This window comes from uncultured Ruegeria sp. (assembly GCF_947497005.1).
In the GTDB taxonomy this organism is placed as follows: domain Bacteria; phylum Pseudomonadota; class Alphaproteobacteria; order Rhodobacterales; family Rhodobacteraceae; genus Ruegeria.
In genome coordinates, this window is record NZ_CANMFF010000007.1 from 144,132 (window position 1) to 158,492 (window position 14,361).

Here is a 14,361-nt window from a genome sequence, read left to right on the forward strand (position 1 = left end):
CTTTAGGAGAATCCCAATGCAGTCGAAGAAAATCCTCATCCTTGATGGACACCCCGCAGAAAGCAGCCTGTCACGTACATTCGCCGAAACCTACGCAGACGCTGCCCGCAAAAAAGGACATGATGTCCGGCTGGTTCATCTGAGCGATCTGCAGTTCGATTTTGATTTTGGTCAAGGCAATTACCATGACTTCAAACCTCTTGAGCCGGTCCTGGAACAAGTGTTGCAAGATTTTGAATGGAGTGATCATCTGGTCCTGACTACACCAATGTGGTGGGGCGGCCTTCCTGCAAAACTCAAAGGGCTGATCGACCGGATGTTCATTCCAGGGCGCACATTTGACACGCGGAACACCACAATGGTCGGCCTTCCGGCCCCAATGCTGGCCGGACGCACAGCACGAGTCATTCTAACGTCGGATACGCCGGGATGGTTCATGCGCCTAATCTATCGGCAAGCGCTTATCCGTCAGGTTCGGGGCCAGATTCTCGGCTTTGTCGGGTTCAAACCAATCCGCTTCACCTATTTCGCGGGCGCGAGCTATCCCAAACCGGGCAGTGTAGACCGATGGATCGAAAAGGTTTCCAGGATCGGAGCTGCAGCAGTTTGAATCCACCGTTGCAGACCTTACCTACCACATCGTTTTGGCGGCGCGCGCAGCCCATTCGCCATCATACTGCGCACCGCCTTCTTCGCCCTGAGATACCTCAGACAGAAGCTGTCCAATCGATGGCAGGCTTCTGCTTTCGTCCCCGCTAGTCCAAAAATGCGCGCGCATCAGGGCACGGGCGCATTGACTGTAAATCTCGGCAATATTAATAACGATGACGGTCGCGGGGAACTTACCGCCCTTCTCGAATTGATGACGCAGACGCTCATTTGCCGTGATACGGGCCGACCCATTTACTCGGACGACGTTATTGGACCCCGGAACAAAGAACATCAGCGAGACGCGTGGGTCGCGCACGATATTACGCAGGCTATCCAGACGGTTGTTGCCGCGCCAATCCGGCATGGCCAACGTGCTTGCATCCAGTTCCGCCACAACCGGGCCATCATCACCCCGAGGGCTGCCATCCACGCCATCAGGACCGACAGTGCTGAGCACACAAAGGCGCGAGGCGAGAATCCACTGACGATAAAGCGGCGTCAGTTGGTGAACGACCTTTCGCAAGGATGGCGCTCCTGGTCTGCCATATAGTGCTTCCAGTGATTCTAGGTCGTCAATGTACTCCATCCGGTTGGAACCCCACTTCGCGCATCAACTCATTCGAGCGTGTTTCGATCACATTTTCCAGTCTGCCCAGAAAGTCATCGCGACCAACGCCTGGCTCAATAGGCTCAAGAAAATCCACGATCGCGAGGCCGGGTTTGCGCAGTACACCAGTTCGGGGCCAGAAGACCCCGGCATTTGTTGCAACCGGAACGCAGGGAAACCCAAGACCTTCGTACAAAATGGCGGTCCCAACCTTGTAGGGCTTCGCTGCACCCGGTGCCACACGTGTCCCCTGCGGGTAGATCACAAGTTGCCCGGGTTCCGAGAACTCTTTCGAAACATCCTTGACCATCTTGGCCACAGCCGCGCCGCGCTTGCCGCGATTGACCGGAATACAGCCAAGACGCCGGGCATACAACCCGATGACCGGGGTCCACAGAAGCTCTCGCTTCATGATGAATTTGCCATGCGGAATTGCGCTGAAGATCATGATGATATCGAGAAACGATTGGTGTTTCGCCGCGATGACCACCTCATTGATCGGTGGTTTTCCGCGAACTTCACAGCGGATGCCAACCATCCAATCCGCCAGCCACATGGTGCTGCGTGCATAGGTCCGGCAGGCCAGTGCGGCGCCACGTTTGGAAAACAGTGCATAAGGCAGGAAGACGATGCCAAGGATCAGCATCCAGACGTAGATCACGATCATGAAGATCAACGACCGGACCCATTGAAAAGCCATCAACATCAGGAAAGCTCCTTCAACTTGCGCCGGGCCGCAGCCCAGGTGGCAAAAAAGGCGACAGTTGCTCCGAGAATTGGGATGAGAACCGGTAACACCCAGTCTTTGCCCTGAAAGCCCACGCCAGTCAGAAAACCGCCCGCATCCGAGGCTTCGGGCAACAACAAAACACCGGTCATCCCCAGCAATGTACCCACTGAGGCCCCGAAAAGCGCACGATACGTGAACCGCCTTACGAATGCCCCTGCAATGAACCCGTCGCGGGCGCCAACCAAGCGCAGCACTCCGATGATCTGCGCGTTAGCGGCAAGCGAGGCATTGGCCGCAAGGGTAATCATGGCAGCAGTTGCGCCGCCGATCAAAAGGATCGAAATCCACCCCAATCGTCGTAAAGACATCGCGGCGTCAACCAGAGGTTCCCGCCACCGCGTGTGATCATCCAGCACCGCGCCGGGCACCTCGGCCCCTAACCGTAAACGCAACCCGGCCACATCGATACCGGGTTCGGTTTCTATGATCTCGACAAGCTGCGGCACGGGCAGCGTATCCAGTGGCAGATCCGGCCCGAACCACGGAGAGAGCAACGCCGCCTGTTCTTCCTGCGTCAAAGCACGGGCGGAGGCCACACCAGGTGTCTGGCTGAGAACAGTCAGTGCGGCCTCGGTTTGGGCCGCACGCTGTTCTGAGGGCGCGTTGATACGCAGGGTTGCGGCTCCGGCCAGTTCCGAGGCCCAGCGATCCGCAATGCGGCCCGAGGCCAGGGAAAGCGCCAAGGCAAACACCACCAGAAATGCCATGGCACCAGCGACAAACAGGGTCAGGTGAGCCGTGTATCCGGTTGGAGGAACAACCCGGTCAGCCCGTGTATCGCCTCGCAACAGATTTCGCAGGTCAGGGCGGGTCATAAATCCGCCCCCGCCAATTGCAGTTTGCGTTGCGAGATACGCAATACACGCGCCTGCACCTGGCTTTTGGCCGCACGGATCAAGCTCAGGTCATGGGTGGCGATCAGAACGGTCTTACCCATCCGGTTAAGCTCGATCAGCAGGCGCAGCAGCCGCTGCGACATCTCCCAATCGACATTGCCCGTGGGTTCATCCGCCAAAACCACATCAGGCGAAAGGATAACGGCGCGCGCCAGAGCAGCCCTTTGGCGTTCACCCCCAGACAGCTCCGGCGGCAGTGCTTCGAGCCTGGAGCCTAGCCCTACCCAGCCGAGCAGCTCGGTAAGATTGTCCTGTTCAGAAGATTCTGCCCGCCCGGACACCATCAGCGGCAACGCGACGTTTTCGGCCAGTGTCATGTGGTCAAGAAACTGGCAATCCTGATGCACAACACCAACGCGGCGCCGCAGCAAAGCCAGCTGATCCCGATCAAGGGCCGAAACATCCTGATCAAATACGCTCAAACGCCCGGAAGTCGGCGCCAATGCGCCATAGCATAGCTTGAGCAGCGTTGTTTTACCTGCCCCCGAAGGGCCGGTCAGAAAGTGAAACGAACCCGGCTGCAAGTGCACCGAGACGTCACTCAGCAACTCACCGCCGCCATAAGTGTAGCTGACATTTTCCAGCTCGATCACACGTGCCCCCATTATTTTGCCGCTCTTCTTGCCCGAGCATGGTGATGGTTTCAATGGCTCTACCGAGTCCAATTGGTGACACTTGACCCGTGAAACCGAAAACGCCCTTTGCTGTTGGGTCTTAACGGAATATCATTCCTGAAAAAACTATTATCGGTCCTTCGCCCGACCGAGGAGGCAGTATGCGTCTTACATGTCCGAATTGCAGTGCACAGTACGAGGTTCCTGACGAGGTCATCCCCGAGGACGGCCGCGACGTGCAGTGTTCCAATTGCGATAAGACCTGGTTTCAGGCCAAGCACCCCGCTGAGCCTCCCACTGCACCGGACAAAGAAGCTGAAACTCCTGAACAGGAGGGCGCACCAACCGCCGTCGCCAAAGATCAGCCAGATGCTGAACCGGAACCCGTAGAAGAAGCGGTTTCAGAGGTAGAGCCAGAGGTCGAAGAACCCGCTGCGTCCTCAGGAAATGTCGATCCTACCGTCGCCAACATTTTGAAAGAAGAAGCTGCCCGAGAAGCGGAACTGCGCGTTCAGGAAGGTAGCAGCCTGGAAAGCCAGCCCGATCTGGGGCTTGATATGCCATCAGAGCCCAAGGTGCAGCCCAAACGGCCTTCGGCCTCTGAAACTGCAGTTGATGCCGGGCAGAAGGACGCGTTACCGGATGTCGAGGCGATCAATTCCTCCATGCGATCCGATGAAACGGACGAGGCCGCGCCAGCGCCCCGCAAATCGGGCGGGTTTGTGCGCGGTTTTGCGCTGATGCTGATCATCGGTGTGGTTCTGTACCTAATCTACGGAAACGCCCAGCAGATCAGCGAGGCTGTCCCACAGGTCGACCCATTGCTCAGCTCATATGTGTCGCTGGTGGATCAGGCACGTATCTGGCTTGAGGCGCAGGCTGGATCTGGCGCTCAGAACTGAGGTTTAGAACCGCTCCAACAATCGCTTGAGGTATTCCAGTTCGATCTGGGGGCGGTCCGAATCTCCGGTTCTGCGACGGATTTCGTCCAGCAATTCTCGCGCACGGCGATAAACGTCTTCGCCCTGCAACAGGTTCTCATCCGTCGAAATCGAACCGGCAGCACCTGGGTTCCGGCCCAGAGGATCGCGGTTGTTGGCTTGCATGTCGCCATCCTGCGTTCCTTGCCCCGGTTGGTTCTGCTGGTTCTGCGCCATGGCCTCGCCCAGCGATCGCATGCCTTCGCGCAACGCCTCCATGGCCTCAGATTGCCGATCGATAGCTTCGGCCAGATCATCTCCGCGCAGGGCCTGTTCCGCATCGTCCATGGCACGCCCGGCTCTATCCAGCGCATCGCGTGCGGCGTCGCCTTCAGGCGTACCGGCACCGGGCAGCCCCTGTTGCTGGCGGCCCAGCTCATCTCTTAGCGCCTGTTGACGATCCGCAAGTGAGCCTTGACCCTGCTGGCCTTCTCCAGCCTGATCCGAGCCTTCACCCTGACCGCCCTGACCTTCATGGCTTTGCCCCTGGCCCAGCCCACCGTTGCGACCCTCATTACCCTGGCTTTCACCAGATTGTGCACCGGGGTTAAACTGTTCCTGTAGGTCGCGGAACGCCTGATCGCTCAGACCTTGCTGCTCGCGCAGAGTTTCCGCCAGACCCTCCATAGCCTGCTGACCCTCGGACTGCTGGCCCTGACCCTGGCCCTGAGTTACACGCATATTTTCCATCATCTGCTGAAACTCTTCCAGCGCCTGTTGGGCCTCAGCCATACGGCCTTGTTCCATCAATTCCTGAATGCGGTCCATCATGCGTTGCAGGTCATCCTGCGTCATTTGCAGGGATTCGCCGTTCTGGCCCTGCTGACGCTCGCCATCTTCACCATTTTGCTGAGCAAGCCGTTGCAATTGCTGAAGGTAGTCCTGTGTCGCTTCACGCAACTCTTGCATCAGCTCCGCAATTTCCTCGTCGCTGGCCCCGTTCTGCATCGCTTCGGTCAGACGCTCTTGCGCGCGCCGCATCCTCTCCAACGCATCCGCCAATGTCCCGTCCTCGATCAAAACGGCAAGGTCCCAAAGGGCCTGGGCGATCTCTTCCTGTTGTTCAGATTTCAGCCCGTATTGATCAAAGGTCTCAAGCCGCCGCAGCACGACCCTCAGACGTAGGTAGGCCGTCTCCGAACGAAACAGGTCCTCGGGCAGATGTGATACAGCCCGCAACAATTGCGCAACACGCGGCCCGTTGGAACGCGACCAGAGCAGATCCCGCCGCTGTTCAATTACAGCCGCCGCCAATGGATCGAAAAATCGGCGGGCCGGCAAGTCTGTCACATAGGGCTCAGAAGCCGATTGTTGGTCCGCCGCATCCACTGCCATCAAAGTGATCCGAACCGGTAGATGCGCCCAGGGATGTTGCGAGAAGTCCTCGATCAAATCTTCAGTAAAATCCGCCCGGTCGCCGGTAATCGGCATCGGCAGTTCAATCTCGATCACTGCGCGCGGCTCTGGCTCGGTCGTCAGGCCATGCCGACGATCAACCGCTGTCAAATCAAGTTCGATCCGGGCAGAGCCGGAAACCACACCATAATCATCACCTGCGACAAAGGGCAGTTTCATCTGCCCGCCCGCCTCGGCCTCAGCTGTTCCGGCAACCGCTATCTGTGGGGCCGTGTCGTCAATGATCTGCAGCGCCCAATCGCGGCCCGCAGGCCCGTCGATACGTAGCTGGCCGGAGCGTTCGGCGACAAACTCCTGTTCCGGGTCGGTCGCAGCCTCGTTTCCCAAGACTGAGCTGTTCTCGGTCAGACTATGAGCACCGACTTCACCGTAGAGTCTTAAGGTAACGCGACTACCCTTCGGAACTGAAAGTTCCGCATCCGTCTGATCTGCGAGGTACAGCGTCGGGAGGCCCGTGTAGCGGGGTGGTTCTACCCATCCTTCCCAAGTCGGTCCTTGTCCGGCGGCAACAGTACCCGGTGCCATATCCGCCACCGACCCGACGCGCCAGAGGGAACCGAAAATCACAGCCACAACAAAAGCAAGCAATGCTGCATAACGCAGCGCATAAGGGTCTCGGGATGCCAACCGAAGGTCAGGTTTCACGGCCTCAGCTGTCGCCGCGCGTTGCGCCATCCGCGCTTTATGCGCCTGCCACAAGGCAATCGAGTCCTGATCTGTGGCGCCGATAGCCTGGTCATCCATCAAGGCCTGAATTGGGCGGCCCGGCAGGGTCTCATCCAATCGTATCAGAGCGTCCGCGCGCGAAGGTAACTTGAATTTCTTTAGGCCAAGAACAACAGCCACCACAAGTGACAACAGCGACAGCGCACCAATACCCCAGACTATTTCCACAGAAACGTGGTCTTGCAGCCCCAGCATCAACGCCGCAAGCAAAACCAGTACAATCGAGAACACCGGCCAGAACGCACGTAGCCCCTGTTCGGCCACCATACCAGCATGAGTCAGCCACAGGGACAGGCGCGGAATGGGCAGGTTTGAACGGTCGGTCAAGACGGGCCTCCGGGTTGGGCCCGCGCGGTCATCGCGTCAAAGCCACGAAGGTATGGTATCGCGGTTTATGATTTCGTCAAAGCTTGGCCGTTCACGAATGACTGCAAATTGATCGCCATTGACCAAAACTTCAGGGATCAGCGGACGGGTATTGTACTCACTGGCCATTACCGCGCCATAAGCACCTGCACTGCGGAAAGCGATCAGATCGCCCGATTTCAGCGGCGGCATGTTGCGCTGTTTGGCAAAGGTATCGCCGGATTCGCAAACCGGGCCCACGATGTCATAGGCTTGCTGTTCTACACCTGCCGCAGGTTCCTGCACTGCAACGATATCGTGATGGGCTTCGTACATCGCCGGGCGGATCAGGTCATTCATGGCCCCGTCAACGATCAGGAAATCCCGTCCCTCGCCCGATTTCACATAAATCACCTTGCTGACCATCAGCCCCGCATTGCCTGCGATCAGACGACCCGGTTCGATTTCGATTTCGCAGCCCAGATGACCCAGTGTTTTCTTGATCAAAGCGCCATATTCCATTGGCAATGGCGGCGCGTCATTCGAACGGGTGTAAGGGATGCCCAGACCGCCCCCGAGATCGAGGCGGCGAATATTGTGGCCTTCAGCCCGCAACTGTTCAGTCAGTTCGGCCACCTTGGTGTAGGCCAGCTCGAACGGCTCAAGCTCGGTCAGTTGCGAGCCGATATGGACGTCTATTCCGATCACCTCCAACCCCGGCAGGCTGGCAGCGTGGGCATAGACCTCTGACGCGCGCGCAATCGGGATGCCGAACTTGTTCTCGGACTTGCCTGTCGCGATCTTGGCGTGGGTTTTGGCGTCCACATCCGGGTTCACCCGAACGGTGATCGGCGCGACAGTGCCCAGTTCCAGTGCAACGGCGTTGATCACTTCCATCTCGGGCTCGGATTCTACGTTGAACTGGCGGATACCACCGGTCAGGGCAGCCCGAATCTCATCCGCTGTTTTGCCGACGCCTGAAAAGACGATTTTGTCGCCCGAAACGCCCGCCGCTTTAGCCCGCAAATATTCTCCGCCCGAGACAACGTCCATCCCCGCGCCCGCCTGTGCCAGAGTTTTCAGGATCGCCTGATTGCTGGCCGCTTTCATCGCATAACAGACAAGGTGATCCGTGCCGTCGAGCGCATCGTCGAATAGCTGAAAATGCCGCAGCAGAGTCGCCGTGGAATAAACATAGAACGGCGTTCCGACTGCAGCAGCGATTTCGGAGACAGGGACATCCTCGGCGAAAAGCGCGCCGTCGCGGTAAAGAAAATGATCCATACCTGCGCGCTTAGACCAAAAGATGGCTTCAAATCAATGGATTCCGAACCCATCGACCCGGTTTAATTTTTGGTTGAAACTCCAACCCGACCATAGCCCGAGATTGAAACGCCGCTGCCCGATTGCTTGGGTTCTGCCGCAGGTTCAGGGCGCCGTGCAGAAGAAGGTTCGCACGCCGTCAGAGCCGCAAATGCCAGTATCAGTCCTAGTGTTCTCATTTCAGTATCTTTTCTTTGGATGACAGGCGCACCGATATGCCACCTCAACGTGGGGCATCAGAAATCGATGCGCAATATGCAGATGGGTCAGAACCCCAGATAAATGCCCAAGGGTCCGCGGCTCAGGCCGACACCCCCGCCGACATAGGCACCGCTTGACCCAACACCAACAGTCGCACTGACCGTAGGCTGAGCAGGAGTAGGTTGAACAGGTTCGCCATCAGCCCCGCATCCAGCCAGCATCAGGCCGGAAAACGCAATCAGAATCGCACGCAGCGCTGTCATCACACCATTACCTTCCATCGCTCAACCTGAGCACGCACCTGATCAGGCGCCGTGCCGCCATAAGACTGGCGTGAGTTTACCGAATTATCGACACCAAGGACAGTGTAGACGTCATTTGTGATCTCGGCATGGACCGATTGCATGTCGTCCAGCGTCAGATCGGGCAGGTCACAGGCTTTGCCTTCGGCCATGGCCACCAGCGATCCAGTCACGTGGTGCGCATCACGGAACGGCAGACCCAATACGCGCACCAACCAATCGGCCAGGTCGGTTGCTGTCGAGAAACCGGAACCCGCTGCAACCGCAAGGCTTTCACGGTTGGCGGTCATGTCCTTGACCATGCCTTCCATTGCGGCCAGCGCCAGCATCCAGTTGTCGGCTGCATCAAAGACCTGTTCTTTATCTTCCTGCATATCCTTGGAATAGGCCAGCGGCAGACCCTTCATCACCATCATCAGAGCGGTATTGGCGCCATAGATGCGGCCCACCTTGGCGCGGATCAGCTCCGCAGCATCCGGGTTTTTCTTCTGCGGCATGATCGACGAGCCCGTCGAGAAACGATCCGACAAGGTGACAAACCGAAACTGGGCCGATGACCAGATCACCAGCTCTTCGGCAAAGCGCGACAGGTGAACGGCGCAGATCGAGGCAGTGGACAGGAATTCCAACGCAAAGTCACGGTCGCTGACGGCATCCAGAGAGTTGGCGGCGGGGCGGTCAAAGCCCAGCGCCTGCGCCGTCATATGGCGGTCAATGGGGAAAGACGTCCCTGCCAGCGCAGCAGCGCCCAATGGAGATTCGTTCATCCGTGCACGCGCATCGCGGACACGGGACAGGTCGCGGCCAAACATCTCGACATAGGCCATCATATGATGGCCCCATGTAACAGGTTGTGCGGTTTGCAGGTGGGTAAAGCCGGGCATGACCCAATCGGCACCGGCCTCGGCCTGCGCCAAAAGCGCGCGGATCAGGGCCAGCAGACCGGTTTCGGCTGCGTCCAACTGGTCGCGCACCCAAAGTTTGAAATCGGTCGCCACCTGATCATTGCGCGACCGCCCCGTATGTAAACGGCCTGCAGGTTCACCAATGACCTCTTTCAGCCGTGCCTCGACATTCATGTGAATGTCTTCCAGCGCAGTCGAAAACTGAAATTCACCGTTCTGGATTTCTGACAAAACGGTGAGCAGCCCTTCCCGAATGGCCTGCGCGTCACTATCACTTATAACGCCTGTGGCAGCCAGCATGGCGGCATGGGCGCGCGAGCCTGCGATGTCCTGGGCTGCCATCCGCTGATCGAACCCGATCGAGGCATTGATTGCCTCCATGATCGCGTCTGGACCGGCGGCAAAGCGGCCGCCCCACATCTGGTTCGAGGATTGATCGGTCATGTAAGAAAACCCGGAGTTGATATGCGCCTATTTCGTCTGATCCCCCTTTATATGGCCCTTGCGCTGGGTGCAAACGCCGCTTTGGCGACAGATGCCGAGACGCTCGCCCCCTTGCGGGAAGACAGCCTGAAACGCCTGATCCTGCACAAGGAACCCAAACCCGCCAAATCGATCGAATTCCAGCTGGAAGACGACGGAGGCGTCGGCACGCTTGCGGATTACGAGGGCAAGTATGTGTTGCTGAATTTCTGGGCCACGTGGTGTGCGCCCTGCCGCAAAGAGATGCCTCAGATTGCCGAGCTGCAGGAAGAATTCGGCGGTGACAAGTTTCAGGTTCTGACGCTGGCCACAGGGCGTAACTCGCCTGCTGGCATTAAAAAATTCTTTGAAGAGAACGGTATCGCCAATCTGCCCCGGCACCAGGACCCAAGCTCGGCTGCTGCTCGGGAATTTGGTGTGATCGCGTTGCCGATCACGGTCATCCTGAACCCTGAGGGGCAGGAAATCGCCCGCCTGATCGGGGATGCAGAGTGGAACTCGGACAGCGCCAAGGCGATTATTTCGACGCTCGTTGGCTCAGAAAGTTAACGCGTTTAGAAAAACTGGCGGAATCATGTTACCCTCCTGCGCATTACGAGTCGGAGGGTAGTTTATGAAACTCATTTTCAATCTGGCAGCCGCGGCATTGCTTGTCACTGGACTGACGTCTGTCGCCGATGCCAAAGAACTGAAGAAGCAAAGTCAATTTGTCGAAGCTGTAACAGGTAAAAAGCTTGTCAGTGGCGATACTTGGCTGGTTATTTCCCAGGACGGAAAAATTGAAGGCGTGGGGCGAAACAATGTAAAGATCACCGGTGCCTGGGTCTGGAACAAACGCTTCTGGTGTCGGAATGTCGTGGCAGGCCAGAAAAAATTTCCTGAAGATTGTCAGAAAGTCAAAATTGACGGCTCTCAGGTGGAGTTCATTCGAAACAAAGGCAAAGGCGACTCCATCGTCTACACGATTGCCAATTAGGAACGCGGCTTCTTCTGATTTGTGTTACACTTGAATCGGCCCGAATGGGCCGGTTTCCATTTGTAACCTTATAGAAGGGAGGCTGCGATGAAACCGGTGGTTCTGTTGATTGGGAAGCTACCAAATGTGATCGGCGACGTGGCACGGCAATTGGATCATCTGCCGATTCAATGGCTGGGCGCGCATGATCCGGTTGAAGTCCGCAGGCAGCTGGAGGCCGAACCGCGTATTGTCTGCGCGATAATGGGGGCAGGTCTGGATGATTCTGTGCGTGGTCAAATGGTTGGTCTGATAGCTGCCCGCAGACCCGATATATGTATCCACCTCAAAGACCGGGCATCTGGCCCCGAGGGGCTGGTCCCCTTCGTCGAACGTGTAGTGCAACACGAGATATTGGAACCGCTGGAGCACAGCTGACGTCACGCCACCTTTGACAGAGTTTCAACTCCTTTGCACTCTGCGCGCAGGAGGATGGAATGCCACTCGAAATTCTATTGGTGCTGGTGGTCGGCGGCATAGCCGGCATCACCCTGTTGCTGCATCTGTCTGGCCGATCGCGGCAGGTGATGCTGACACCGGACATTGCATGTGCGCAATGGGCGCGCCACTTTCCCGACGACGACGTATTCGACGTGACGGTTGCCCGTGATGGCCACGCTGCGGTGGTGCGCACCGGCATCGGCAATGGCTTGCTCTGGTCTTTTGGGGCTGACACCGTTGCCCGGCATCTGCTGGATTATGACCTTCTGGATCACCCGGAAGGTTTTGAGATTCTGTTTCACGAATTCTCAGTGCCTAAAACACTCATCCGCCTGGACGAATTCGAACGCCGCCACTGGCGTGATCTGATGGAGCCTGCATGACAGACCAAGTTAGTTTCCCCGATGCGGTGCAATGGGCCGTACCTTTCTTCATTGCCGCGATACTGGCCGAGTTTCTGTGGATCGCCGTCAAAGGCAAAGGGGGCCGGTATGAAACACGCGATGCGGTGACTTCATTGATCATGGGCGCCGGAAATATCGCATCGGGCTTCTTGCTGGGCTTTATCGCCTATGCGTTTTTCATGTGGCTATGGCAGATCACGCCGCTGAACTTGGGTACGTCAATTCCTGTTATCGTCCTGTGCTTTGTGCTGGATGATCTGCGCTATTATTGGGTGCACCGGTTCGGTCACCGCATCCGCTGGGTCTGGGCCAGCCATGTGAACCACCACAGCTCACAACACTACAACCTGACCACGGCACTGCGACAAACTTGGACCTATACGTTCACCTTCATGATGGTCGTGCGCGCGCCCCTGATCTTGCTTGGGTTCCACCCGGCCATGGTTCTGTTCGTTGGCGGCCTCAATCTGATCTATCAGTTCTGGATCCACACCGAAGCCATCGGGAAAATGCCCCGCTGGTTCGAGGCGGTGATGAACACGCCCAGCCATCACCGTGCCCATCACGGGCGCAACGCCCGCTATCTGGATTGCAACTACGCGGGCGTCTTAATTGTCTGGGACAAGATGTTCGGGACTTTCGTGCCTGAACAGGAAAGCGATCGGGTCGATTACGGGTTGGTTCACAATATCGGCACGTTCAACCCGCTGCGCGTGGCGTTTCACGAATGGGTCGGCATCTGGCACGACGCAACTCAGCCCGGGCTGACCCTGCGCCAGCGGCTGGCCTATTGCTTTGCCCCACCGGGGTACAGCCACGATGGCAGCCGCGACAATTCGGAACAGATCAAAGCCAAGCATCTGGCGCGCCACCCGGAAGATCGCGGAACGCCCGGTTTTCAGCATTTGGACAATAACCTGCCCGGTGGACAGGCAGAACAGGCCTGAACTTGCCGACTAAAGCCTGACCACTCCTTGAAATTCCGGCGCTACACTCCATATCGGACGACAGGCGTAATGTAAGAGTGAGCGAGGGTCGGCATGAACCGTATGGCAACAGTTTCAACCGTTATCGGTTTGTCGGGCTTGTTGCTTGCTATGCTGGCAGCCCTCAGCGGCGCTATCACAGCACTGATTGCGCTGGGTTTTGCAATGATGGCACTGGGGGCTATGGGCGCGATACTGGGTGCCGCGGCATCACTGGCCCGAGCGTGGCAATCCGCCCACTGAACCATAGTGTTGTAAATTCTTCTGACACCTTAACCGCAGATTCACCTCTTTGCCCCGAGACTGTGTCCAAACACCAGTCCCGGACACATGGGAATTCGCGCTTATGGGGAAAAAGAAATTGGCAAATCTGCCTGAAGGATCGGACAGTCCGTTGAACGCGGCCGTTTCGACGCGCGATCGTTCGGTTGTACAAATGGCAACCGACGCAGTGAAACATAAGCAATGCAAGCTGGCTTTTCAGCCTGTGATACAAGCACACGCCCCCAAGGGTATCGCATTTTACGAAGGGTTCATTCGCGTGTTGGACGAAACCGGGCGCGTTATCCCGGCGCGCGAATTCATACCTCAGGTTGAAAACACCCCTATCGGCCGTGATCTGGATTGCGTTGCGTTGGAACTTGGTCTGCGCACATTGGCAAAGAACCCAGGTATTCGCCTGTCGATCAACATGTCTGCCCGCTCGATTGGCTATTCCAACTGGTCCAGAACACTGGACAGGTTCCTGAAACGAGACGCCCGCCTGGGCGAACGGCTGATTCTTGAAATTTCTGAAAACTCGGCCATGCAGGTGCCCGAATTGGTCGTCGATTTCATGGACCGGCTGCAGGATCGCGGCATCGCCTTTGCGCTGGATGATTTCGGCGCCAGCAATTTCAGCTTTCGCCATTTCCGCGAGTTTTTATTCGACGCTGCCAAGATTGATGGTCAGTTTGTGCGGGGGATCAGCACCAACCCCGACAACCAGACATTGGTTCGTGCCCTGATCGCGGTGGCGCGTGAATTTGAAATTCTGGTCACAGCCGAATCGGTCGAAACACAGGAGGATGCCGCCTTTCTGATCGCAAGCGGTGTAGATTGCCTGCAGGGCTTCTTATATGGCGCGCCTAGTGTCTCTGAACCTTGGAAGCAGGAAAACAAATCTAAAACAGGGAGTTGAAGACTTTTTAATCGACATTTTTCAGCCTTTTCCAGCACTGAGACAAGCTACCCGTTGCTGCAAGTGCAGCATTACGCTATTGCAAGAGTACTTGAG

17 protein-coding genes are annotated in these 14,361 nt (G+C 57.2%); 9 read left to right on the forward strand and 8 right to left on the reverse strand.

Going from position 1 to position 14,361, the window contains the following annotated elements; genetic code table 11:
- The first annotated feature begins 16 nt into the window (after positions 1-16).
- A complete protein-coding gene (locus Q0816_RS11765) occupies positions 17-610 on the forward strand; it encodes an NAD(P)H-dependent oxidoreductase (RefSeq protein ID WP_298850632.1) in 594 nt (197 codons plus the stop codon).
- A 21-nt stretch (positions 611-631) separates the two neighbouring features.
- On the opposite strand, the gene Q0816_RS11770 is transcribed toward Q0816_RS11765, so the two are convergent.
- The 4 genes from Q0816_RS11770 to Q0816_RS11785 are packed head-to-tail and all read right to left on the reverse strand — an operon-like array spanning position 632 to position 3,537.
- The gene (locus Q0816_RS11770; RefSeq protein ID WP_298850633.1) at positions 632-1,237 is read right to left on the reverse strand and encodes a pyridoxamine 5'-phosphate oxidase family protein; all 606 of its coding nucleotides are present in this window, start codon (positions 1,235-1,237) and stop codon (positions 632-634) included.
- The gene (locus tag Q0816_RS11775; RefSeq protein WP_298850635.1) at positions 1,224-1,964 is read right to left on the reverse strand and encodes a 1-acyl-sn-glycerol-3-phosphate acyltransferase; all 741 of its coding nucleotides are present in this window, start codon (positions 1,962-1,964) and stop codon (positions 1,224-1,226) included. The genes Q0816_RS11770 and Q0816_RS11775 overlap by 14 nt, the downstream gene beginning before the upstream one ends.
- Complete coding sequence (locus Q0816_RS11780; RefSeq protein ID WP_298850637.1) at positions 1,964-2,863, reverse strand: FtsX-like permease family protein; 900 nt, start codon at positions 2,861-2,863, stop codon at positions 1,964-1,966. Before Q0816_RS11780 ends, Q0816_RS11775 begins: the two co-directional genes overlap by 1 nt.
- A complete protein-coding gene (locus tag Q0816_RS11785) occupies positions 2,860-3,537 on the reverse strand; it encodes a cell division ATP-binding protein FtsE (RefSeq protein ID WP_298850908.1) in 678 nt (225 codons plus the stop codon). Before Q0816_RS11785 ends, Q0816_RS11780 begins: the two co-directional genes overlap by 4 nt.
- A 182-nt stretch (positions 3,538-3,719) precedes the next feature.
- On the opposite strand from Q0816_RS11785, the gene Q0816_RS11790 reads away from it, so the two are divergent.
- The gene (locus tag Q0816_RS11790; protein ID WP_298850639.1) at positions 3,720-4,460 is read left to right on the forward strand and encodes a zinc-ribbon domain-containing protein; all 741 of its coding nucleotides are present in this window, start codon (positions 3,720-3,722) and stop codon (positions 4,458-4,460) included.
- Positions 4,461-4,463: 3 nt separating this feature from the next.
- On the opposite strand, the gene Q0816_RS11795 is transcribed toward Q0816_RS11790, so the two are convergent.
- From Q0816_RS11795 to argH, 4 genes are all read right to left on the reverse strand, one after another.
- Positions 4,464-7,007, reverse strand: a complete 2,544-nt coding sequence (locus tag Q0816_RS11795; protein WP_367180489.1) for a TIGR02302 family protein — start codon at positions 7,005-7,007, stop codon at positions 4,464-4,466.
- Between the two features lie 36 nt (positions 7,008-7,043).
- Complete coding sequence (gene lysA, locus Q0816_RS11800; protein WP_298850641.1) at positions 7,044-8,309, reverse strand: diaminopimelate decarboxylase; 1,266 nt, start codon at positions 8,307-8,309, stop codon at positions 7,044-7,046.
- A gap of 305 nt (positions 8,310-8,614) precedes the next feature.
- The gene (locus Q0816_RS11805) at positions 8,615-8,812 is read right to left on the reverse strand and encodes an argininosuccinate lyase (RefSeq protein WP_298850642.1); all 198 of its coding nucleotides are present in this window, start codon (positions 8,810-8,812) and stop codon (positions 8,615-8,617) included.
- Positions 8,812-10,200, reverse strand: a complete 1,389-nt coding sequence (gene argH, locus Q0816_RS11810) for an argininosuccinate lyase (RefSeq protein ID WP_298850643.1) — start codon at positions 10,198-10,200, stop codon at positions 8,812-8,814. Before argH ends, Q0816_RS11805 begins: the two co-directional genes overlap by 1 nt.
- Positions 10,201-10,221: 21 nt before the next feature.
- Between argH and Q0816_RS11815 the strand changes: the two genes are divergently transcribed.
- From Q0816_RS11815 to Q0816_RS11845, 7 genes are all read left to right on the forward strand, one after another.
- Positions 10,222-10,788, forward strand: coding sequence for a TlpA disulfide reductase family protein (locus Q0816_RS11815; protein WP_298850644.1), 567 nt, complete (start codon positions 10,222-10,224; stop codon positions 10,786-10,788).
- A 64-nt stretch (positions 10,789-10,852) separates the two neighbouring features.
- Positions 10,853-11,215, forward strand: a complete 363-nt coding sequence (locus tag Q0816_RS11820; RefSeq protein ID WP_298850646.1) for a hypothetical protein — start codon at positions 10,853-10,855, stop codon at positions 11,213-11,215.
- Between the two features lie 87 nt (positions 11,216-11,302).
- Positions 11,303-11,632: a hypothetical protein gene (locus Q0816_RS11825; protein WP_298850648.1), complete on the forward strand. Its 330-nt coding sequence runs from the start codon at positions 11,303-11,305 to the stop codon at positions 11,630-11,632.
- Positions 11,633-11,691: 59 nt separating this feature from the next.
- Positions 11,692-12,078 (forward strand): hypothetical protein, encoded by a 387-nt coding sequence (locus tag Q0816_RS11830; protein WP_298850650.1) that lies wholly within the window; start codon positions 11,692-11,694, stop codon positions 12,076-12,078.
- Positions 12,075-13,046 carry a sterol desaturase family protein gene (locus Q0816_RS11835; protein WP_298850651.1) on the forward strand — a complete coding sequence of 324 codons (972 nt, stop codon included), beginning with the start codon at positions 12,075-12,077 and terminating at the stop codon, positions 13,044-13,046. The genes Q0816_RS11830 and Q0816_RS11835 overlap by 4 nt, the downstream gene beginning before the upstream one ends.
- A gap of 93 nt (positions 13,047-13,139) precedes the next feature.
- Entirely contained in the window at positions 13,140-13,328 is a 189-nt protein-coding gene (locus tag Q0816_RS11840) for a hypothetical protein (RefSeq protein WP_298850652.1), read from the forward strand.
- 103 nt (positions 13,329-13,431) lie between these two features.
- Positions 13,432-14,265: an EAL domain-containing protein gene (locus Q0816_RS11845; protein WP_298850654.1), complete on the forward strand. Its 834-nt coding sequence runs from the start codon at positions 13,432-13,434 to the stop codon at positions 14,263-14,265.
- Positions 14,266-14,361: the final 96 nt, after the last annotated feature.